Annotated in this window: 19 protein-coding genes and 1 pseudogene; 14 read left to right on the forward strand and 6 right to left on the reverse strand. The window is 45.0% G+C overall.

The window, feature by feature from the left end:
• The first annotated feature begins 289 nt into the window (after nt 1–289).
• From MKY35_RS09055 to MKY35_RS09075, 5 genes are all read left to right on the forward strand, one after another.
• Complete coding sequence (locus MKY35_RS09055) at nt 290–2,398, forward strand: class I SAM-dependent methyltransferase (RefSeq protein WP_342446171.1); 2,109 nt, start codon at nt 290–292, stop codon at nt 2,396–2,398.
• Between the two features lie 209 nt (nt 2,399–2,607).
• Nucleotides 2,608–3,258 carry a hypothetical protein gene (locus MKY35_RS09060; RefSeq protein ID WP_342446629.1) on the forward strand — a complete coding sequence of 217 codons (651 nt, stop codon included), beginning with the start codon at nt 2,608–2,610 and terminating at the stop codon, nt 3,256–3,258.
• Nucleotides 3,259–3,349: 91 nt separating this feature from the next.
• Complete coding sequence (locus tag MKY35_RS09065; protein ID WP_342446172.1) at nt 3,350–3,775, forward strand: VOC family protein; 426 nt, start codon at nt 3,350–3,352, stop codon at nt 3,773–3,775.
• A gap of 162 nt (nt 3,776–3,937) precedes the next feature.
• Entirely contained in the window at nt 3,938–4,411 is a 474-nt protein-coding gene (locus MKY35_RS09070) for a MarR family transcriptional regulator (protein WP_342446173.1), read from the forward strand.
• A 156-nt stretch (nt 4,412–4,567) separates the two neighbouring features.
• On the forward strand, nt 4,568–5,809 hold the full coding sequence (locus tag MKY35_RS09075; protein ID WP_342446174.1) for an MFS transporter: 1,242 nt from the start codon (nt 4,568–4,570) through the stop codon (nt 5,807–5,809).
• Nucleotides 5,810–5,878: 69 nt separating this feature from the next.
• On the opposite strand, the gene nrdF is transcribed toward MKY35_RS09075, so the two are convergent.
• From nrdF to nrdI, 3 genes are all read right to left on the reverse strand, one after another.
• Entirely contained in the window at nt 5,879–6,844 is a 966-nt protein-coding gene (nrdF, locus tag MKY35_RS09080; protein ID WP_029516760.1) for a class 1b ribonucleoside-diphosphate reductase subunit beta, read from the reverse strand.
• Nucleotides 6,845–7,063: 219 nt separating this feature from the next.
• Nucleotides 7,064–9,148 (reverse strand): class 1b ribonucleoside-diphosphate reductase subunit alpha, encoded by a 2,085-nt coding sequence (gene nrdE, locus MKY35_RS09085; protein ID WP_342446175.1) that lies wholly within the window; start codon nt 9,146–9,148, stop codon nt 7,064–7,066.
• On the reverse strand, nt 9,135–9,494 hold the full coding sequence (gene nrdI / locus MKY35_RS09090) for a class Ib ribonucleoside-diphosphate reductase assembly flavoprotein NrdI (protein ID WP_016819181.1): 360 nt from the start codon (nt 9,492–9,494) through the stop codon (nt 9,135–9,137). Before nrdI ends, nrdE begins: the two co-directional genes overlap by 14 nt.
• A 406-nt stretch (nt 9,495–9,900) precedes the next feature.
• Between nrdI and MKY35_RS09095 the strand changes: the two genes are divergently transcribed.
• The 3 genes from MKY35_RS09095 to MKY35_RS09105 are packed head-to-tail and all read left to right on the forward strand — an operon-like array spanning nt 9,901 to nt 12,089.
• Nucleotides 9,901–10,263, forward strand: coding sequence for a DUF2500 domain-containing protein (locus MKY35_RS09095; RefSeq protein ID WP_069011357.1), 363 nt, complete (start codon nt 9,901–9,903; stop codon nt 10,261–10,263).
• Nucleotides 10,264–10,302: 39 nt separating this feature from the next.
• Nucleotides 10,303–10,863 carry a GNAT family protein gene (locus MKY35_RS09100; protein ID WP_342446176.1) on the forward strand — a complete coding sequence of 187 codons (561 nt, stop codon included), beginning with the start codon at nt 10,303–10,305 and terminating at the stop codon, nt 10,861–10,863.
• Between the two features lie 2 nt (nt 10,864–10,865).
• Entirely contained in the window at nt 10,866–12,089 is a 1,224-nt protein-coding gene (locus tag MKY35_RS09105; RefSeq protein WP_342446177.1) for an MFS transporter, read from the forward strand.
• 71 nt (nt 12,090–12,160) lie between these two features.
• On the opposite strand, the gene MKY35_RS09110 is transcribed toward MKY35_RS09105, so the two are convergent.
• Nucleotides 12,161–13,852: an ABC transporter substrate-binding protein gene (locus tag MKY35_RS09110; RefSeq protein ID WP_342446178.1), complete on the reverse strand. Its 1,692-nt coding sequence runs from the start codon at nt 13,850–13,852 to the stop codon at nt 12,161–12,163.
• Between the two features lie 280 nt (nt 13,853–14,132).
• Between MKY35_RS09110 and MKY35_RS09115 the strand changes: the two genes are divergently transcribed.
• The 6 genes and pseudogenes from MKY35_RS09115 (at nt 14,133) to MKY35_RS09140 (ending at nt 20,202) form a co-directional block, all read left to right on the forward strand.
• A complete protein-coding gene (locus MKY35_RS09115) occupies nt 14,133–15,200 on the forward strand; it encodes a LacI family DNA-binding transcriptional regulator (RefSeq protein WP_039270191.1) in 1,068 nt (355 codons plus the stop codon).
• Between the two features lie 205 nt (nt 15,201–15,405).
• Nucleotides 15,406–17,958 (forward strand): glycoside hydrolase family 2 protein, encoded by a 2,553-nt coding sequence (locus tag MKY35_RS09120; protein ID WP_342446179.1) that lies wholly within the window; start codon nt 15,406–15,408, stop codon nt 17,956–17,958.
• Between the two features lie 199 nt (nt 17,959–18,157).
• Nucleotides 18,158–18,301: pseudogene (locus tag MKY35_RS09125) on the forward strand (sugar phosphate isomerase/epimerase); the annotation flags it as partial.
• A gap of 235 nt (nt 18,302–18,536) precedes the next feature.
• Nucleotides 18,537–19,277: a DUF1361 domain-containing protein gene (locus tag MKY35_RS09130; RefSeq protein ID WP_342446180.1), complete on the forward strand. Its 741-nt coding sequence runs from the start codon at nt 18,537–18,539 to the stop codon at nt 19,275–19,277.
• A 63-nt stretch (nt 19,278–19,340) separates the two neighbouring features.
• Nucleotides 19,341–19,544, forward strand: a complete 204-nt coding sequence (locus tag MKY35_RS09135; protein WP_013309792.1) for a YwbE family protein — start codon at nt 19,341–19,343, stop codon at nt 19,542–19,544.
• 25 nt (nt 19,545–19,569) lie between these two features.
• The gene (locus MKY35_RS09140) at nt 19,570–20,202 is read left to right on the forward strand and encodes a DUF2238 domain-containing protein (protein ID WP_029516769.1); all 633 of its coding nucleotides are present in this window, start codon (nt 19,570–19,572) and stop codon (nt 20,200–20,202) included.
• Nucleotides 20,203–20,337: 135 nt separating this feature from the next.
• Here the strand turns inward: MKY35_RS09140 and MKY35_RS09145 are convergent, their stop codons facing one another.
• Nucleotides 20,338–21,507 (reverse strand): glycosyltransferase family 1 protein, encoded by a 1,170-nt coding sequence (locus MKY35_RS09145; RefSeq protein ID WP_342446181.1) that lies wholly within the window; start codon nt 21,505–21,507, stop codon nt 20,338–20,340.
• A gap of 93 nt (nt 21,508–21,600) precedes the next feature.
• Nucleotides 21,601–22,905 (reverse strand): MFS transporter, encoded by a 1,305-nt coding sequence (locus MKY35_RS09150; protein ID WP_342446630.1) that lies wholly within the window; start codon nt 22,903–22,905, stop codon nt 21,601–21,603.
• Nucleotides 22,906–23,040 lie beyond the last annotated feature (135 nt).

The following is a 23,040-nucleotide window of genomic DNA, read 5'->3' on the forward strand; positions in this document are numbered from 1 at the left end:
GGAGTCGTGTCGTTAAACTGTATATGGAAATAAACAGGCTGACCGTAATTCCTTATATGGAAGTTACGGTCATTTGTTTTGTCTGATGTGGCACTGTCTAGTGCACTTGAGGGTTATGTATGCGTTTGGAAAGTATGTCAAGCGGTTGATTGATACAAATGTTTAATATTTTCCACGAGGTGGAAGTTACAAATGTATGGTAAAGTGTAGTATATACAAGGTTTTAATCCAAATGTCTTATTCAAAGTCTCCTGTGCATACCGAATCCGAATCACACGAGGTGAGAAAAATGTTGCAATCGTTAAAAGCCATTGCTAATTACAGGAAAGAAAATGATCTGGCCTGGGATACACCGACTTGGTTAAAGCTGCTTGTTTCGGCTGAGGAGCGTATTGTAAATTTGGAACGCATTCGATCTATAGGTGAGTTAAAGGATGCCAATCCTGTACTGGATTACGTGGAGCGTACGTTGCTTATTTTGGACGGACTTCCATTGTCATTCTGGGTTAAAGAGCTACTGGAGGATGTATTGGTATGGTCTGAGACAGCCAAAGGAGGCACAGTCCGCGAACGGCTACGCTGGCAGCATGAGGGTATTAATTTATTTGTACATAATATCGGATCCTCCCAACTGTATGTCAGACAGGCCCAAGCGGAGTCCCCTGCTTACCCGCGCAATAGCATGACCCGAATTCTGATTGAGACGCATGGATTGATCGGGCAATATATACGGGGGGAAATTCCTTTTGCTGAAAATCGACTGCTGCTTGAAATTACTCGTAAGGGCTGGCTAAGCCCTGAGGAACTGGAGCTTGTTTTACGGGCCCTGAACGAGTGTATTATCGCCGGGGTGGAACCTGTATTATGGGATCAAGTACGCAGTGAAGTGGAGCAGCTGATCGGCTGGATTGCATGGGATAACGCACCTGTAGTCTGGAGTGTAAAGGAGCGACTGGAAAGATTACGGTCGGTTTCCATTCATGAAGGGGAGCCGTTCGAGCAGGCTTACACAGAACTAGAGCGGGAGTTGAATGTAGAGAAGGCGCTGGCTCCGTTGGAGAATCGGACACTTTGGTATGTAGAATCAGCTTTGCAGGATTTTTCACTTCAAGAACTGGTAAAGGTATTTTTACTCACATTAAGGGATGGCACAGGGCAGGAACAGCCTGCGACCGTTCGCCATATCAGTTTCGAATCGCTCATGAATACGATGTACTATGACTATCGTGGTGTCAAGAAAATTAACGTATATAAAAAACGAATGATAGAAAAATATTTAAGTGCACTGTCTTGGCAGGACATTTCAAAAGGAAAACGGAAGCATAATCCTCATTTGAGTGTGATCGTGGAGCATAAAGAGGAGCTGCCGAGTACTGTATTTTTTAATTTTGTATTTTCATCTGCGGCTGAGAAACTGATTGACTTTTGTATTGAGGCAGAAAAAACGCCTCTGTATGACAAAGCAGTCCTGCTGCTGTTCGATCTGTTCGGATTACGGCGCGATGCGTATGATCGCTTTCACAATGAGGAAACGTACCTTACAGATATGAACCAGACCGTAGATTACAAAAGGGTCATTTTATATTATGTGACTGGAACCCGCATACTGGATATTGGACCCGGCGGGGGCGTACTGCTGGATCTGATCGAACAGGAAAGACCAGATGCGAAGCCATTAGGTCTTGATATTTCTGTAAATGTCATTGAGGCACTTAAACGTAAAAAGCAATTGGAGCGCCATCGTTGGGATGTCATCAAAGGGGATGCGCTTCAGTTAGAGGAATATGTGGAAACGGGGAGTATGGACACGGTCATCTTCTCTTCGATTCTTCACGAGCTCTATTCCTACATTGAACGAGATGGGATTCGGTTCAATCCACAAACAGTGGAGGCAGCTCTGCAGAGCGCCTATCGTGTGCTTGCCCCCGGCGGGCGTATCATCATTCGTGACGGGATTATGACCGAACCAGTAGAGCAGCGCAGACGAATTCGATTCTTGGAGCCGGATGGAATGGAATGGCTGATACGGTATGCGCAAGATTTTGCAGGTCGCCACATTGAAATAGAGCGTGTGGGGGAGCATGAGGCTGTTTTACCAGTGAACGATGCGATGGAATTTCTCTATACCTATACATGGGGAGCGGAAGCCTATGTGCATGAAGTGCAGGAGCAGTTTGGTTATTTTACCCCGTCACAGTATGAAGAGTGTATTCGTAGCACACTTGGATCACAAGCGATTATCCGCGTGAGCCGCCACTATTTACAGGAGGGCTATGCCGAGGCGCTGTCCAGACGTGTTGAGTTCATGGATGAGCAGGGCCAGCAGGTTTCTTTGCCAGACAGCACCTGTCTGATCGTGATTGAGAAGCCGAATAATAGGGTTGGAGTTGCTGAATGATTTTTAAATTGAACAAGAGAATGCCTTCTGATTTGTGCCAAGCACGATTAGAAGGCATTTTTTAGAAAGCTATGCATTCAAATATGACCGTGCAGCGTATACCGAAGCCAAAGGACCATTCATTCGGCAGGTGGTTGAGCGAGCGAAGCTTGAAAGATATAGGTAGGGACAGATGAATTCTTAGTACGCATGAACAAAGTGGGGGAATGATGAAGAATATGATGCTTGATGCACAGCTAACGCCGAATGGTTTAAAAGACAGAATGCTACTACTGTCAGCGCTGGACATTATATTGTCTCCAGAAGATTGGTTACGCACGTATCGTATGCAGTCTGAATGGTCTGGTGATGTGTGCCTGGGTGAGGTAAACAATGGCGCTGGAGATACGATTCATATGCTATGGACGGGTGAAGGTGTGCTGCTGAAGGGGTTTGACCATGAATCCCCTGTAAGTCCTCATGCGAGAGACGAATATGAAGTCTGGCCGGGCATATATGACGGTGTGCCTGATGATATGATGGAGCTTTTGGAAGATGAAGCACTGGAGAAAGAGGACGTTACCTTTTGTATGTGGAGGGAAGCGGGAGATAAAGAGTGGCGTATGGGCAACGCGAACTTTCCTGAGGGATATGACGATGGCTCATCCTTTTTGTTGGGGAAAATTATAGTTACACCGGAGGAATATCAGGATTGGGCTGAGAGTTACTATGAGTTGCCGATCTCTCTAGGGGTGGTAAGCCAGATTTTCAACGGCGTTCCGATCACTGCACAGATGATCTCTGCGCTTTATCCACAGCGTAACGTTACGGAAGCGATAAAGGAGCTAAAGCAGCTTGGCGTTCAAGTGCATGAAAGCTAAGAATACAGATTTGTTTTTCTTGACAAGTTTTGTATATAATACAGGAGAAATGCTGGGTTAACCACCTCGAATTAAAGGAGCTGTGTTGAAGATGTCCAAACGTTTGATTCCTTACATCACGATGGATGGAAATGCAAAAGAAGCAATCGAATTTTATAAAGAGGCATTGGATGCTCAACTGCTTTTTATTCAAACCTTTGGGGAAATGCCGGAAAACCCCGATTTTCCCATTCCCGCAGAGGTCAAGGAACGTGTGGGACATGCTACCCTTAAAGTGGGTGAGACAGAGCTCATGTTTTCTGATACCTTTCCCGGGTCACCGTTTAGCCGCGGGAATCAGGTGAGCATCTGTATTACAACCGATAGTGTGGAGCAAGCTCAAAAAATGTTTGATGCTCTACAGCAAGGAGGACAGGTGGGAATGCCTTTGCAGGAAACCCATTTTAGTCCAGCTTATGGGAATGTAACAGACAAGTTTGGCGTCACTTTTCAAATGTTCACTGAGGCTCGGTCTTAAGAAATGTAAAACGGCTCGATTCCGCTACTTTAGCGATCTGGCCGTTTTTTTATTGCGTGTATGTCCTCGTGCTTAATTCAATAATTATTTAATATTGTTGAAATAGAAACAAAAATATACTATATTGTATTGTTAATGCACCAACGGGTGGGAGGACAGGCCATGAACAAAGAAGAACAGGTCATAGTGGGTTTCAGGGACTTATATAACAAGATGGTTTGGCTTAATAAAGATAAGATGGAAGACAGCCTTAAGGGTTATAAGCCTTCTGAAGTACATTGCATCGAATACATTGAAAGAAATGTAGATTCCAACGTAACAAAACTTGCGGAGTCCCTTTATATGACTACCGGTGCCATAAGTAAAATAACTAAGAAGCTTATAAAAAAAGGCATTATCGAAAGCTACCGGAAGCCGGATAACAAGAAAGAAGTCTATTTTAGGCTTACTGAGGAAGGGAAAGTAATCTATAACATCCATGAGGAACTGCACAAAGAGTTTCAAGAGCGGGATAAAGCCGTATTTGAGCAGGTAACCGAAGAACAATTTAACAGTATGATTAGCTTCTTGGAAAAGTATAGTAGGCATTTGGATGCAGAAATAAAGAAACAGGGTATAGATATTAAGACGGAATAAATTTGAATAATGAAAATCAAACCATAGGCAGCCGGGCTCTATTGAGAACGGGCTGCATTTTTTTTGTTATTATTTTGTTGCTGAGGAAGCAAAATTGTGATACGATGTTTTTGCTTCCGAGGAAGTAAAAAATAAACCTTTAAGGGGAGAAATGAAGTGTTCAAATGTAGATCACACAATGAACAGAACACAGAACAAACCATAGATAAACACGCTTTAATATTCGGCCTTATCTCTGTATTTCTTTGCGGAATAGGTTTCAGTATCATAACACCTGTCGTCCCATTCTTAGTGCAGCCTTATACAAGCAGTCCGGGAGAACAAGCTATAGTTGTTACGCTGCTGACCTCTGTTTATGCATTCTGCGTGTTTTTTGCGGCTCCCGTACTTGGAGCTTTGAGTGACAAATATGGCCGTCGTCCATTGCTCTTAGTATGCCTTTTGGGCTCCGCAATTGGGTACTTGGTTTTTGGCATAGGAGGAGCTCTATGGGTACTATTTGCTGGGCGCATCATAGAAGGGTTAACAGGCGGGAGCATAAGCACGATCTTCGCCTATTTTGCAGACATCATTCCTCCAGAAGAGAGAACCAAATACTTTGGATGGGTGAGTGCGGTTGTAGGTGTAGGCACTGTCATTGGGCCAACTCTAGGCGGATTACTTGCCAAGTTTGGTTATTCTGTACCCATGTATTTTGGAGCAATCATAACTTTATTGAACGTTGTTTATGGATTCTTTTTTATGCCTGAGAGCCTTGACAAGAAACATAGACTGAAAGAGATCACCTTTGTAAGACTGAATCCATTTACACAGCTTGCAAATCTGCTTTCCATGAAAAACTTAAATAGGCTACTTGTCTCTGCGTTCTTACTTTGGATACCCAACGGATCTTTACAGGCCGTTTTTTCACAATTTACAATGGATACTTTCAGTTGGAGGCCTGCACTAATCGGACTTATGTTCTCAATTATGGGTTTCCAAGACATCATTTCACAAGGTTTCATCATGCCCAAGCTTTTGATAAAACTTAATGATAAACAGATAGCCATTCTTGGAATGGTTTCGGAGATTATAGGTTACAGTCTTATTGCGCTATCTACTTTGTTCTCATTCTATCCTCTTTTTATCGCTGGAATGTTTATATTTGGTTTTGGTGATTCGATCTTTGGACCTTCATTCAACGGGATGCTCTCCAAGTCTGTCGATTCTAGTGAACAAGGAAGGATTCAAGGAGGTAGTCAATCTATTCAGGCTTTAGCAAGAATGATTGGGCCTATTATTGGAGGTCAAATCTATGTATCACTTGGTCATGGCGCACCCGCTTTTATGGGTATAATCCTTATAACAGCGGCAATACCCGTTTTATATAAGCGAACGCATGCTACCTACTTTCTTTAGGCAATAGGGTTTCAGAACTCAGGGACAAGTTCTGAAACCCTATTTGTTTACAGTTTCACGTAATTGTACTTATACGCCAAAATTAAAATCATCATCTGTCAGCGGCTCTACATTCATCGCCCGCACATAGCCGTTTCCTTTTTTAGAAAAGAAATCATGCTGCTTAGTATGGGTGCTGATGCCGTTGAATACAATGGGATTAACTTCTTCTTCTTCAAACAGTGGATCAAAGCCCAAGTTCATCATGGCCTTGTTGGCATTGTAGCGCAAAAAGACTTTCACATCGTCTACGAGTCCAATAGGGGTGTAAATTTGCTCGGTGTATTGTTCCTCGTTATTATGCAAGTAGCGCAGCAAACCTACCAGCGTCTGGTAAAGATCACGTTGTTCTTCCTCATCCAATTCTGCATAAATCTCCTGTGCCAGTACACCTACGTACACACCGTGAATACTTTCGTCCCGTAAGATCAAATCGATAATTTCTCCACTACATGTCAGCTTGCCCTGGCCCGCCAGATAAAGAGGATAGAAGAAGCCGCTATAAAACAAATAGCTTTCTAACAGCACCGACGCAGCCATCGCGAGATAGAGGTCTTTCGGTGTGTGGATATTCATATAATATTGACGAATGGTTTCTGCTTTGGTTTGGAGATGTGGATTTTCTTCCACCCAGCGGAATACACCGTCAATTTCTTCCGTGGAAGCTAGCGTTGTAAAGATGCTACTGTACGACTTGGCATGGATTTGTTCCATCATCGCCATAAAGCTTAGTACGGCTTTGCGTTGCAGTCCGTCCACATGCTCCATAATTTGCGGCATACCTACACCGCCTTGAATGGTATCCAGCAGTGTTAATCCGCCCAGCACCTTCATGTAGGCTTCTTTTTCGATATCACTGAGGGTTACCCAGGACATTTTATCGTCAGACAACGGGATTTCATCATCCGTCCAAAATTGCATGATGTTCTGGTTCCAGAACATCAGTGTAAAATCATCGTCCGAGCGATTCCAGTTTACGGCTTGTATACCTGTCATTGTTAGCATTCTCCCTTCAGCTTGCGAGATTCCCTAGAAACACACATTGAAATAGTGCAGGCGAATCATCGTATGCTTGACATACGGAAGCTGTATCCGCGAGGGTCTTGTCCAGTCCCGTAAAGGTCTGAACCACACGCTGGATACAGCTTCTAATGCAAAGCATCCATATCTATTTAAAATCTAATTTTTATACTACAACTTGTTATCACTTATGCTTTAGATGGAGCAGGTGAGGCACTCTTCCACAGACAGCTTTTTGGTGCGTGTGTAGTATAACGATTTAAGTCCTTTGTGTGCGGCGTACAGATAGCAACGTGCTAACTGACGCGTAGTCACGTCACTGTTCACATGAAGCACGGTCGAAATTCCTTGGTCCACATGCGGCTGGATTTCTGCAATCAGATCCAGCACTTTGAATTGGTCCATTTGATAAGCAGATTTATAGAAGAACAGGTTATCCTTTTGCAAATAAGGCATTGGATAGTAGGTCGTCGAATTGGCATAGGTACGGGTTTCAATCTGCTCAACAATCGGCATGACGCTGGATGTTGCATTTTGAATGTACGAAATGCTGGCAGTCGGCGCAATTGCCATACGATAGGCGTGGTACAGGCCATTTTTCATCACATCTGCTTTTAATTTGTCCCAGTCCGCTGTAGTCGGAACATAGATGCCCTTGAACAGCTCTTGCACACGTGCAGTTGTTGGACGATAATCCGTGTTCAGGTATCGGTCAAAATATACGCCTGTCGCATAATCCGATTCCTCAAATCCATAAAAGCTTTGTCCAGCCGCTTTCGCGATTTCCATACTCTTTTCGATAGAATGATAGTTCATCGTCATGAAGAAGGTACGGGCAAAGTCTTTTGCTTCATTGCTTTCATACGCAATTTTGTTCTTGGCAAGGTAGCCGTGCAGATTCATGACACCCAAACCAACGGAGTGCATTTCACGGTTCGCTTTCGCAACACCTGGCGCATTAGCTACTTGGGTCATATCGCTGACCGAGGTGAGCGCAATCATACCCTCGTGAACGGATTCGCGGATTTTGCCATGCTCCATCACATTTACAATGTTCAGAGAAGCCAGATTACAGCTCACATCCCGGCGGATGGTATCCTGTTGGCCGTAATCTGTAATTTCGGAAGTTTCCTGCAACTGAAAGATTTCCGTACATAGGTTCGACATCTTGACTTGACCCACGTTTTTAAGAGCATGTGCCTGGTTCGCGTTACTTTTGTTCATGATATATGGATAACCAGACTCCAACTGAATCATGGCAATTTTCGTCAGCATGTCACGTGCGCTCATCGCTATTTTTTTCTTCACCCGATCGTCGGCGAGCAGCGTGTCGTACATTTCATCCAAATCCATGTCGTCCAGATGTGTTCCATAGGCTTTGAACACACTGTAAGGAGCAAATACATGCAGCGGTTCATTATCTTGAGCCAGCTTGTAAAAACGGTTTGGCACCAGCAATCCAATCGAAAGTGTCTTGAGACGTACTCTTTCGTCAGCATTGATTTTTTTGCTATCCAGGAACTCAAGCACGTCCCATCCGAAAATGTTGTAATAGGCTGCCCCAGAGCCTTTACGTTGTCCCATTTGATCTGCGTAGGAGAAGCCGTCTTCCATCAGCTTCAGCACAGGCATAATGCCTTTTGCTGCGCCTTCTACGCCTTTAATCGCTTCGCCGCGTGCCCGCAGCTTCGACAGGTTAACGGCAACACCGCCGCCGATTTTGGACAACTGCATGCAAGTGTTTAGTACATAGTTGATCGAGTTCAGGGAGTCGTCCATTTCGAGCAAGAAGCAGGATACCAATTCCCCACGGCGGCTTTTGCCTGCATTCAGGAACGTTGGTGTCGCTGGCTGGAGACGTTGCTCCATCATCGAGCGGGACAACAGGCGTGCCGTATCCGCGTTACCGCGTCCCAAATGCAGGGCAACCGCGGCAACCCGATCAGGGTAATGTTCCAGATAGACTTTACGGTCATTACTCTTCATTGCATAATCGGTATAAAACTTGGATGCTGCCATATAGGAAGGGAATTTAAAATTATAGCTATGAGTGATATGGAAAATATCATTAATTTCGTCAGCCGTATAGCTGTTGTAGAAATTCTCATAATAATCATTCTCAATCATATACAGCACTTGAGCGGCTGTGTCAGCAAACTTCAAACTCCGTTCCTGAACTTCCTTCATAAATTCTGCTACAGCCTCTTGGTCCTTTTCCAATTGGAAAAAGCCGTCTGTATCGCGTTTCATCAACATGTTGTTCAATTCAATATGCCGCAACTCGGCTCACCTCCTGTTTAAAACGCTCTACATCTCCGAACGTTCCAGATAATTCAAATTTACTAATCACGGGGACATTATAGTGATCGGCAATCAAATCCGCACTTTTGGCAAATTTCTCACCCCAGTTACGGTTGCCACTTGCAGCTACACCAACAAGGTTTTGTGCATTTTTTTTCAAAAAGGAAGATACCCTCTCAGGTATCTGTCCAAACCCGGTTGTATATGTAATAAGTACGTAAGGTTCTTCTATAGTCATTTGCTCCTCAATCTGAACCGCTGGAAGCTTGAGCTTGTTTATAAATCTTTTTACATTGCCGGTCTTGGAATCATATGCAATCAGCATGGTATGTAACCTCCTTAAACAATTAACGAAAAAAGAAAACGGCATTGCCCGAGATCCATCATGATAGAATCCCTTGCTGGCTGCGCCATTTAAGATTTTTGACTCTATATTTACATGTATTTTCATACCTGTATCTTCAAGATATCGGTCATAAATACGTTTTTTACACTATATTTAGAGTACATTCTCTATTTTATATCTATATATAGTTTTGTCAATCGGTCTAGAGGGGATCAGAGGACCCAGATCGGGTAGAAGTCCAAGCGGGGTGCGGAAAAGAGCGAAAGAACTTTTTTTTCGTAAGTATGTTAAAAAAGTATTGGAGTTTTTGAGAGTGAAGATGTACGATTTGTCAATGGGCAATAGAATGGAAAATTTACATTTTACTGTAGAAAGGATGAAGTGAATGGGAAGTGATTCTATGGAAGTTCAATCGTTTAATACGATCTTTTTTATCGTATTTGGACTCATTGCTTTTGTAATGATTATGGGAATTGTCAAAACGATCGGAGCGGGCCTGTCCAATCAAGCAGCCGAACGGGTACAACGTTCATGTAAGGTTGTGGATAAACGGACGAGAGTGCGTGGGGGATCAGGCGATTTTTCAGCTTCGACCTATTATTATATCACCTTTGAGTTTGACGGGGGTGAGCGTAAGGAGCTGGAGGTGAAGGATAGGGACTTTGGTATGATTGTGATCGGGGATCGTGGGGAGCTTCATTATAAAGGTACACGTTTTCTGGAGTTTGTGAGAGTAATGGAAGCATAAAGGTGCTTAAACAAATACATAATCGGAGGGAAGATTACGATGCCGCATATCATTGGAAAACGAGTTGTATTGAGAGAATACCGTCAAGAGGATATACCAGATATCCGAAAATGGGTCAATGACCCGGAAATCACACGTGGTTTAAGCGACGTGTTTATCTATCCGCATTCACAGGTGAATAGTGAATCTTTTGTACAGATGATGATTGACGGCAACCCCGAGATCAAAGGTTTTGTCATTGCGCATAAAGACACCCTGGATTACATCGGACAACTGGACTTATTTAAAATCAACTGGGTGAATCGGCACGCCACCCTTGGAATTGTGATCGGGCGTGACGGTGATCTAGGCAAAGGTTATGGACGGGAAGCGATCCGGTTGTTACAAAAATTTGCATTTCATACGCTGAACCTGCATCGGCTGGAGCTGGAGGTCTATGCGTTCAATGAACGTGCACACCGTTGCTATTTGGCCAGCAGCTTCAAGGAGGAAGGGCGGCTGCGGGAAAAGCTATTCAGGGAAGGGCGATACTATGACATTATTCAGATGGGGATTTTGCGAAGTGAATATGAGGCTGCAGAGCAAGCGACGGAATCCTGAGAGTGCAACCTCATAAGCTATATTACTCCGTCAGCTTTCTTCAATTTTTTATGAGTGAAATCACGGGGACTACGCTCATCCTTTTTTTATTAGCTAAAGGACTTTCTTTGCAGAGTGCGAACTTCTTACTGGTTGTATTCTTTGTAAGTATTTTTCTGTTTGAGATACCCACTGGGGCTATTGCAGACAAGTATGGAAGAAAAATCTCTGTTATTTTGGGACTTTGTTGTTTTCTAGCCTATAGTGTATTGTTCGTTTCGACAGATCATATCGGGGTGCTTGTGTTTGCGCAAGTCTTTGGAGGTCTGGCTATATGTTTACAATCAGGTTCGTTGGAATCATGGGTTGTGGAAAATAGTGATAAGCCCATGGAAGTTCTTTTTACAACCTCTAACAGTATACAGTACATTTCGGGATTTATTTGTGGTCTGTTGGGGGCCTTCCTCGCAACTTTTAACTATTCACTTCCATGGGCGGCTAGTATTTTATCTATTATTGTATGCATTTTTCTATGTTTCTTTTATATGGATGAGGAGAATGTGGCACATCGAAAGACGTCTAATACTCGCATTAAAACGATTATCGGAGAAAGTGTCCGTATCGGTTTTGAAAATAAGTCTATCTGGATTGTGTTTATGATTGGCTTATTTATCAGCTTTTCGAACTCGGCGGGGAATACATTCCAACAGCCACGTCTGGTTGGCCTTTCTGAACAAGGGATTTGGATTATGGGGTTTATCAAGGCAGGGTATTCACTATGTATGACTTTGGGAAGTTACCTGGTTCGAAAGCTAGGCGCACGATTCAGTGATGTGCATATACTCATGTATGCTTGCGGTATGATTGGGATATGGCTCATTTTAGCCGGTGCATTCAACACATTTTATCCTGTACTGCTTACCTTTTTGATCTATGAAATGGGGCGCGGCATGTACCCGGTTGCCAAACAAATTTTTCTGAACAAAAGAATCTCTAATGAGTATCGTTCCACACTACTATCTCTGGATTCTGCGATTTCACAATTAGGCATGTGCATAGGTTTAATCGTGACAGGGACCATCAGTCGTAATTTTACGGATTTGTCTTCCGATCAAACACCTATTCAAATATCTTGGGTGATGTGTGGCGGGATTGCGTTGATTCCTATCATTTTATTGTTTTACGTCAATCGTGTATCAGGGAAAAGTAATTCTTGGAAAGAAAAAGAAACCAAACAGAATATGTAATAATAGTTAATGTAGAAGGGCTGAACAGCATGGTCTGTCAGCCCTGTAATATTTCATTAAAAAGGCAAACCCTATTTTTCGCCGTACCACAGTTTCAGCCGATTTTGAATTAGGCCAGTGTAGATTTCTTCAGCCTTTGGCACACCCGCCTGATCCAGCTCTTGGAGCATGCGGTCATACACAGCGTCGAACTGATCTGGCTTGGCGAGTACGGCCTCAGGAATGCGTTTGCGTACAATGTCCTGCGACTTTTGATAAATAACATTGTAATTCGTATTGGTCGGAACAGGCATGTTGTAGGCAGCCCCCCACTCTTTTACCGGAAAATCTTTTTCGTTCGGGAACAGGTCTTTCCACGTATGGGCTTTGTATGCCTGAAGGGACTCTTTCTCGGCTTGACTATAATTTTCGGTAATCATCTCCGGATAATTGGTTGTGTAATAATTGCCCGAAGGGTCCTTCACGCTATCGCCGTAATGTGGCCCCCATATCCAGTACAAACCGATACCTGACTCTCTGCTAAAAGAAGCGTTATCGGTGTTCTTACGTTGTTGCACATCCGCCGGAATGACTCGTTTGCCATTCTCTACGTTGTAATGCTGGCCTTCAATTCCCCAATTACGTAAAATTTGTCCTTCGTCGGAGGCCAGAAAATCCAGAAACTTGATAGCTCGCACCGGATTTTCACATGAGGTTGTAATTCCGATCCCGGATGCGGTATCGAAGCCGATGGGCTGGAGGGAATGGTCCTCGTATTTCTCATTTAAAGTGACTGGAAAATGGGCGTAAGTGAATTCATCCTTACCTGCTGCTTTGAGCGCATTTTCGGCATCTTGATAGTTCCATTCCTGATCAATGAGTCCGATGACACGGCCTGCGGCAATTTTGGACTTGTACTGATCACTTTTTTGCACAAAAGTATCCTTATCCAACAGTCCTTCATTGTACATATGGTTCAACCAACGGAAATATTCACGTTCTTCTGGGCGCTTGTAGTGAAGAATAGCTTTGTGTGTTTTAGGATCAATATAATATTCGCCATCGTCGGGTCCACCTGTAGCAGTAACAGCCGGGTTTGTCACTGTAATTTGAATTTTCCAGTCCTCGGCATCGAGTGATAGGGGGATGGTTCGCTGTCCATTGGTGGTTGGATATTTGGCGACATAATCTTTAAGTGCTTTTTCAAAATCTTGAACGGTGCGGATTTTAGGGTATCCAAGCTTCTTAAGTGCCTGGTGCTGGATTTCGAAGCCGGCTTGTGCATCAAACGCAATGTGATCCACACCCAGATTGGTCGGGATCGTGTAGATGGCTGGATCTTCACTACTATATTTAATACGATTAAAATAGTCTCCATACACTTTCTTAATGTTAGGGCCGTATTTGTCAATGAGGTCGGTTAAGTCAATGAGTGCCCCGGCATCGACTAACTTGCCAATGTCTGATTTAGGGTACACGAGATCTGGATACTCTCCGCTCGCTGCCATTAAAGCAAACTTTTCCTCGCCTCGACCATTGACAGCATGTTCGGCATTTAGCGTAACGCCCGTTTTCTTGATAATTTCCTGTCCGACAACATCCTTCATGTTGTTCCAGTTAGAGCTGGAATCACCGCCAAAGAAAGTAAATGTAATGGGACTGGTGTCATTAGGATCTTCCTTTTCTGCCTTACCGTCTGTTCCATTCGCACAGCCTGTTGTAACGAGCAGCAGCAAAGACAGGAGTAGAATAGAGCTCTGTCGTACCGACCTGTTCATGAACATTTGCAAATCCCCCTTAATAAGTATGATTTACATAATGTAAGTGCTTTCAATAGTAAATTGTAGGAAATAAAGAACCTCACGTCAAGTTATTTATAATTGTTTGTTATGCAGTTTGTTTTTTTATTAAGCAAACATATTTTAATGAAAAGTGTGGATTTGTGTAAATCCATCGTTTGATGATCTAAAACAAAGTATGCTACGATGGTACCAGTTTATAGGCATACCTGTATATTTAGAAGACTAAGGTAGAAAAAGATTTCGAATAGGGTTGGGTGAGGAGATGCGTGGAAAAGTAACATTGCAGGAAATTGCGGATGCGGCGGGTGTTTCAAAGTTTGCTGTTTCGCGTGCACTGTCAGGCAAACCCGGTGTAAGTGAAGAGACGAGGGCGCTGCTGGTTAAGCTTGCTGCCCAGATGGGCTATTTTCGCAGTCATCCCAAAATGACTGGGATAGAGCCTCGGGACACAGATGCCAGAGAATGGTCGGGTACGGTGCTGGTGTTATTTCCAAATATTCGGCACCAGAACAGGGAATCCAGGTACTGGGGACCTGTATTTGAAGGGATTTCCGAGCGTCTGAACCGTAAGGGGATGGATATGATCACGTTAACGGAGCCCTCGACTGAGGATATGTTTTCTCTACTGAACCCAGAGGCGATTAAAGGGATTATCACAGTAGGGACAATTTCAACTTCGTTGTTGCTGAACATTTATCGGATGGGTATTCCGGTCGTCATGGTAGATCATTGGGATTCTGCATTTTTAAGTGATACGGTGTTTACAGATAATCGCACATGCATGAGTGAATTAATGAAGGATTTGCTGTGCAGGGGCTATACCCGCTTTCAGTTTGTGGGTCATATTGATGACGCTCACAGTTTCTACGAACGCTGGGAAGCTTGTCGTTCTACACTGGAAATGAGCGGAGTAGAATTGCGACAAAATAAAGCCCTTCTTCACGGAGGAGCGCAGGCGCTTGCTGAGGAAATGGACAAGTTGTCTGAGGACAAACTGCCTGAGGTTTTTGTGTGTGCTAATGATGTGACTGCTGCGCAGGTCGTGGATGTGCTGAAAGAAAAGGGGATTGACGTTCCGAGGCGTTGCGGAGTGACCGGGTTTGACGATACGAATGAACAAATGCCAATTTATGCCACGGTGAGAGTGGATAAGGAATTGCTGGGAATGCGTGCAGTGGACCAATTGTTGTGGCGCATAACGAACCCGAACTCGCCTGTCGAGAAAAAGTTGCTACATGCTGAGCTATTCATACGGGAAGTTCATGCACCCCGGATCAGTCGGGAAAATGATGACCGTGAGCGTCCCATCAGCACAATCACATATAGTTAATGTCCAGATACGTGTGTGACACCATACATCGTGAAGACAAAGGAGGTCGCTTTTAGCCTGTTTGGGGCAGAGGGCGACTTTTATTTTGTATTTTGCCACTTGTTCCAAAAAAACAATTGACTACTTTGTTAGCTTAATGTTATTTTTGTTATGTTACTGACGAATCCAGATGTTCCCAATCATGCTTATAGGGAGGCTTGTGACGATGGTTAATGTGATAGGGTTGGATGGCTGGAGGTTTAGAGAAGCACAAAGTGATGAGTGGCTCAGCGCGAAAGTGCCGGGTTGTGTGCACACCGATCTTTTACGACATGGCAAAATTCCTGATCCGTTTATGGGTATGAACGAGATGGAGGTACAGTGGATTGATAAGCAGGATTGGATATATGAAGCCCATTTTGAGATAAATGCAGATCAGCTTCAATGTCAATGTGTAGAGTTGGTGTTGGAAGGTCTGGACACATACGCAGATGTAAAAGTGAATGATCAATCTGTCTTGTCAGCCAATAATATGTTTCGAGTATGGAGACAGGATGTGAAGGCATTGGTTCAGCAAGGGGAAAATCGGCTAGAAATCAGTTTTCGTTCTCCGATTGCTGAAGATGTACCCAAGCTGGAAAGCTTAGGTTATGGACTCCCTGCACCCAATGATCAGTCCGAAATAGGTGGTTTGTCCGATAAAAAGGTAAGCGTTTTCGCACGTAAAGCTCCTTACCACTATGGTTGGGATTGGGGACCGAGGCTGGTGACGAGCGGTATCTGGAGAGAGGTTCGGATCGAGGCTTGGTCCGGTCTGCTCGTGAGAGACTTGTTTATTCGACAGGACGAAGTGAGTTCGGCAGGGGCTAAACTCATGGCAGTGGTAGAGATCGAAAATGCAGATGAGATTAGAGATGCCGAGTTGCGTATTTCTGCTGACGGCAAAGTGTGGTCCAAGCCAGTTCGGCTGCTGAAGGGGAAGCAGACAGTGGAGCTGGAGCTGGAGATGAAGAAGCCCAAACTGTGGTGGTGCCGTGGACTGGGGGAGCCGCATCTATATACGTTTGTGGCCGAATTAGTGGAACAAGAACAAGGAGCTGTAATCGCGGAAAAATCAGTAAAAACGGGACTGCGTTCCATCCGTCTTGTACGGGAACGGGATGCAGCAGGAGAGAGCTTTTATTTTGAGCTGAACGGAATTCCGGTGTTTGCAAAAGGGGCTAACCATATTCCGAATGACAGCTTTGTCACTGAAGTTACGATGGAACGATATCGGTATGAAATTGCCAGCGCAGCCGCCTCGAATATGAATATGTTGCGAGTGTGGGGTGGCGGTATTTATGAACAAGACGTATTTTATGAGCTTTGTGATGAATACGGTTTGCTCGTGTGGCAAGATTTTATGTTCGCTTGCAGCATGTACCCAGGGGATGAGGATTTTATAGACAATGTGGCACAGGAAGCCGAGGACAATATCAAGCGGCTGCGTAATCATCCCTGTATTTCCTTATGGTGCGGCAACAATGAGATCGATTCTGCGTGGGCGCATTATGAAGAGAATGGAGGCTGGGGCTGGAAAAAGAACTACACACCTGAGCAACGGGAACGCCTGTGGGATGATTATGAAATGCTCTTTCATCGGATTCTACCGGAGGCGGTACGCACCTGGTCAGCGCAGACAGCATATTGGCCCTCCTCCCCGCTAATTGACCTGACGAGAGATCGGAATCAGCATGCCCATCGGTCTTCAACTGCAGGTGATGTTCATTATTGGGGTGTATGGCACGCGTCTGAGCCGTTTGAGAATTATCATGTACATGTGGGCCGTTTTATGAGTGAATATGGTTTTCAGTCTTTTCCTGAATACAAGTCCGTTCGTACTTATGCGGAAGAGAAGGATTTGGAACTGGAATCTGCGGTGATGCTGGCACATCAGAAGAACGGTGCGGGCAATCGTCTGATTAAAGAATATATGGAGCGGTACATGCGAGAACCAAAGGATTTTACAAGTTTTCTTCCCATGAGCCAAATTTTACAGGCAGAAGCAATGAAAGCAGCTATAGAGGCGCATCGTCGTCACAAGCCTTATTGCATGGGAACATTATACTGGCAAATGAATGATTGCTGGCCCGTTGCCTCCTGGTCGAGTATGGACTATTTTGGTCGTTGGAAAGCGCTCCAATATACGGCTAAGCGTAGCTTTGCCGATGTGTTGTTGAGTGCAACAGATACAGAACAGGGGAATAAGGCACTACATCTGGTCAACGATACACTAGAGCCGATATCAGGTACGTTGCGGCTGACGCTTTTGCATATCCGAAGCAGCCAGGCTGTTCGTGAAGAGAATGTTAAGGTAAAGCAACCAGCAGGTGGTGCAGGAATTGTACATATACTGCCTATCGACAAATGGCTGAGTGGCCTGAACCGTGCGGAGCATATGCTGGTTGCGCGTCTGACGCAGAATGGTGAACAGGTGACCTCCAGTGAAATTTATTTTGCAGACACGAAAGAGATGGATTTACCGCAGGCAAAAATTGAAGTGACAGAGATTCAGGGAAGCGAGGCTAGCAGATTCATGCTGTGTTCGGATGTACTTGCCAGACACGTGTGGCTATCGGCAGAGCAGGAAGGTATTTTCAGCGACAACCATCTGGATCTAGCTCCCGGTATTCCAAAAACAGTGGAATTTTTGGCTTTGCACAACGGTCCATCGGCATTTGTGGCAGCTGCGCCGGGTACATTGGCAGTACATTCATTAGTCAATTGGATACAAGGTTAGACAACAGTAAAAGCTTATCCGTCTTTAAGTAGATGATGGATAGGCTTTTTTTATAATATAAATTTATTTTTGTGATATGTGGAGCGATTTCATAATGTTCATATACATAACAAAAAAAGGCTTGGGAGCTGAGTGATAACAGATCATTTGTAAGAAATTTATCTATTCAGCATCTAACTGTTGGAATATAAAAAAACATATGGGCGGCCGAGAACTTGTAGAGGAAATCCGTCAGTTGGGCTTTAGCAGGGTGGAGCTGAATTATAACATTGCCCGGGAAATGCTAACGACGATTGAGCCTATGATTGAGCGGGGGAAAATCGGCATATCGAGTGTGTACAATACGAATATTAAAACTACCGGAGCTACGCCTTTACCTGTGAGTGAAGTCTAAACCACAGTAAGCATCTATTTTTCGGATGGGGTCGATTCCCAAAGAATAGATGTTTTTTATGTTCATTTATACAGAGGTGGAGCGCTTCCATTGAGCTTGAAGCCATTGTGGTGTACACTGTCCAGAACAGGTGTAAATTGGAACGTCAGGAAGGCAGGACGGTTACAAGGAGGGAAAGACACGTATGTATGCCCGTTTAAGATCGTTAAATTATCCAGTAAAACTTTATATTTTTTTAACACTGGCCTTATGCTCCGTAATCAGTACATTGTGGATCATTAACGTGCGACTGCCCTCAGGGGGCCGCCCTTATCTTTTTATTTGGTGGAATATGATGCTGGCCTGGATTCCTATGCTGTTGACGCTGCTGCTTGATGTAATGTATAGCTCGTGGAGGCGAGGAACGAGGACTTTTTTACTCTGGGTCACGGGGGCGGCATGGCTTTTCTTTTATCCCAATACACCCTATTTGATCACAGATTTGCTGCATGTATTCGCCAGATATCCGTTTCTCGGGGAGCAACGTTTCTGGGGAAATCCGTACTTTTGGAATCATGTATTGGGGATGCTGCTGGTAGCCATACTTGGCCTGACAATGGGATTTGTATCACTCGAATCCGTACGACAGTTGGTACAACGTGCACGTGGTGGGCTTGTTAGTTGGCTGTTTATGATGGCGGTACTCTTGTTGAGCAGCCTGGGTATTTATATTGGCCGTTTCTTTCGAGGGAACACATGGGATATTGTTTCTGCGCCTTCTCAACTGTATGCACAGGTATCTTCCATATGGGCAGACTCCTTGCAACGTACTCATTTTGTGGAGTTTAGCGGGATGGTATTCGTTATTTTGCTCGTCAGCTATGTATCCACGATGTGCGTAGTCTGGATGGGGAACAGCCGCCAGGACGAATGGCGGCGTTGGTGATTTTGTTGTAACTGAGTGGCTGAATATCATCATAAATATAAAAGCAAAGGAGGAATAGCAACAATGAACGGACAGAATCGATCCGACATCCGCGCTGGTCTTCAGGTAGATATTGTACTTAAAAAGGATCAGCCTACCGGTAAGTTGACGCGAGGAACGGTGAAAGATATTTTGACCAATTCCCCACGTCATCCGCATGGAATCAAAGTGCGTTTGGCAGACGGACAGGTTGGGCGTGTCAAACATATCGTAACGAACGAAGGCTAGAGCTTTGGGCTGAGGAGGAATGACGATGAACCAGGCAACGGCATGGTCTAAAAATGATCGCTACCCGCTTGTTTTACTTGTATTGCTGGCGCTTGCCCTAATTTGGTCTTTGATTCGCCCGGCGGATTATTTTACATGGGTACTGGAAGTTCTCCCAGCGGTTTTGGGAGCTGTACTGCTGGCGGCTCTGTACCGAAGATTTCGGTTTACCAATCTGGTATATACCCTAATCTGGCTGCACGCATTGATCCTGATTGTGGGCGGACATTATACCTATGCCGAAATGCCACTGTTCAACTGGATTCGGGACACGTTCGGACTGGAACGCAATTATTATGATCGACTTGGGCACTTTGTACAAGGTTTTGTACCTGCACTCATTGTCAGGGAAGTGCTGCTGCGGAAAACGCCCTTGGGAAGCGGGAGCTGGCTCACTTTCCTCACGGTTAGTGTGTGTCTTGCGATCAGCGCTGTATACGAGCTGATTGAGTTTGCTGTAGCCAAGGCAACGGGAACAGCAGCAGAAGCTTTTCTGGGCACGCAGGGAGATGTATGGGACACCCAATGGGATATGCTTCTTGCGTTCATCGGCGCCTTGACCGCAGTGATTTTGCTGAGTGGGGTACATAACAAGCTGCTGAAACAATTAAGGTATTAGCAAAGGCTTTTCTTCTTTTATCTGCAATTGTAGTTAGACGGGGAAATAGTTAAGCTGATGAAGGGTGGTTACAGAATGCGTGAAGGAGCATTTTCTAACCACCCTTTAGCATCTGTAGCTATGAAGTCCTCAGAGTTACATTCGCGTCATGGGATGGCTGTCAAGATGGAGGGTCGCTGCGTCCATGTAGCTGTCCAGTAGCCGTTCAAAAATACGGTCCCATGTCTGCTCCAGACTGTAGGCTCTACCAGTTCTGGATATAGCATCGCGAAGTGAGGCATCCTCATACAACAGGTGTACAGCTTTGGCAAAGGCAGAGGCGTCCCCAGCAGGACACAATAGCCCCGTTTTTCCATGGATTAGATTATCTTTTACCCCGCCTTCATTGGCACCGACCACAGGTGTACCGCTCGCCATAGCCTCCAGTACTACGTTGCCGAAGGTTTCCGTGGTGGAAGGGAAGAGAAATACGTCGGCTGCGGCGTAGAGTTCAGCTAATTCCGGCCCTTTCACAAAACCAAGCCAGTGGAGTGCATGCTCCGGCATCCCTATATCCGCTGCAGTTTTGATCTTATATAATGGACCATCTCCTGCAATGACCAGCACAGAGGCTGCGCGGACGTCGTCAGGTAACTGGAGGTAGGAATCCAGTAACGTGTCTATCCCCTTTTCTGGTGCAAGCCTGCCCACATACAAAATAACAAATGCATCTGCATGAACGTCCCATTTCTTCCATACTGCATGACGGTCCACCTTTGGTTGAAATCGGTCGGTATCAATGCCTCTGCTCCAGATTTCGAGCTGCCCCATTCCTTTATTGCGCAACAATTCCATGGTTGATTGAGAGGGGACATATACCCTTTCGCAATGTCTGTGAAACCAGAGCATGTATTTCCATAACGCAGGTTCAAGCCAGCGAAGCTTGTAATATTCAAGGTATTTATCAAAGTGGGTGTGATATGAGGCAACGAGTGGAATATGGTGTTTGGCTGCGTAGCTTGTTCCATACAGGCCAAGGTTAAACGGAGTAGCGACATGAATCAAATGCGGGGAAAAGGCTGACAGACGCTCGTTGATCTGTTTGGCGTTGGGGATCGCAAGTCTGCATTCCCGGTACAACAAAAAGGGAATACTTCGAAATCGCTCTACACCCGGCCCAGAGGGCAGATGATGGTCTGCCTCCGGTGCGAAGACGAGCGTAGATACTCCATGTGTCTCCAGATAGCCAATCCATCGTTCCAGGGTCAGAGCAGCGCCATTCACGTCAGGCGTATACGTGTCCGTAAATAATGCAACTCGAAGCATGCCTTCATTCCTCCTCCGCCATTCTCATTTATCCTATGACGTTCCAAGGGAGTCCGCTTGGAGGCTCCGGCTTTTATTGTGTCATGATTTTGTTTACGGGCCTGCCGGGTTTTGTAAAAGCTGGTTCGCGGACGGACGCTTTTCTCGAAACATCCTGTAATAGACGAGGGAGGACAAAATATAGAAAACACCTGTCATGCTAAATGTGATGGCATAGCCCCAGTAGTTGCCATAAGTTGTAACCAGATAGGCTTGTACAGGTCCCATACCTGCGGTGCCTAGCATCCAGGTCGTCTGGAGAATGGAGTTGGCAATGCCACGATTTTTATCTGACACACGTTCGACGAGAATGGCGGTTTGCAGCGGATTAGCTGCATTCATGAGCGCTTGCCTGAATAGAAAGCTGATGGAAGCGATCCATAGCACGTTTGTAAAGCCTGTAATGAGAAGGAACGGTAGCGAAAGCAGTTGGAAGCCAACTACAGCTCTGACTAGACCAATTCGGCTGCCGAGGGTAGGTCCGATCAACATGGAGAGGATGGTCATGAGCTGGCCGAGTGCAATCAGTAAACTCATTGCGCTGAGCGATACGGAGAAGCGGTTCGTAAAATACAAATTAAGATACGGGATGACCAGACCTGAACCCAGTCCAAGAAAAAACTGGGCCAGAACAAATTGTCCAATAACCCGGCGATCAGAAGCAGCAGTAGGTGTCTCCGAGGCAGGGATATCGGATGTACTGTGCGGCGTCTGTACTTGTTCTGTTTGAGATGAAGATTCGGCAGGAGCTAGTGCTTCTACGGTTGCCGTAGTTTTTGTGATGAACAATAGAGGAATAAAAGCAGTCAATGTTGCCATTCCTCCAAGGAACAGAGCAACCCGCAGACTGGATAGCGGTGTGATTCCCCACGTCTGCAGCCCATCTGCGAGTACGCCACCCCCGAAGCTGCCCAGGACTTGGGCTGCCAGTACAAGAGCTGAGTAATAGCTGAATATTTTTAAACGTTGGGCTTTGCTTATGCTTTCTGCTAAAAAAGGCACGGCCAGCACCTGAATAAAGGCGGCGAATACACCTGAGATTACGGCAAATACCAACATGCTTCCGCTGGTATCTGTAAAGGTACGGGCGAGAAAGGCCAGGCCGCTGAATAATGCACCGATGACCAGCATATTTTTGCGGCTTGTGCGATCCCCCAAAAATCCGACCGGAATGAACAGCAACGCCGTCGCTAACGCCTGCATGCTGACCACCCGGCCGTTCATATCATCATCAAAGCCAAGCCCTTGGATATACAGGTTATACAGCACAGAAAACATTCCTGTACCCATCTGGTACAGCAGATTGGCCATAAAAAACAATCGGATATTGCGTGGCCACTTTCGGGGCTCTTCTAACATTTTGCTAATCCATGACACGATGAGTTCCTCCTGTGACGTTGTTGCAAATAAGTTAATTCTGTTGATATGTATTCTATCAGGAACTGTACATTTCATAAATATTCCTGATCTTCGCTTGTTTTGGGTAATAATAAA

It is taken from the genome of Paenibacillus sp. FSL L8-0638 (genome assembly GCF_038593075.1).
Taxonomy (GTDB): Bacteria; Bacillota; Bacilli; order Paenibacillales; family Paenibacillaceae; genus Paenibacillus; species Paenibacillus polymyxa_D.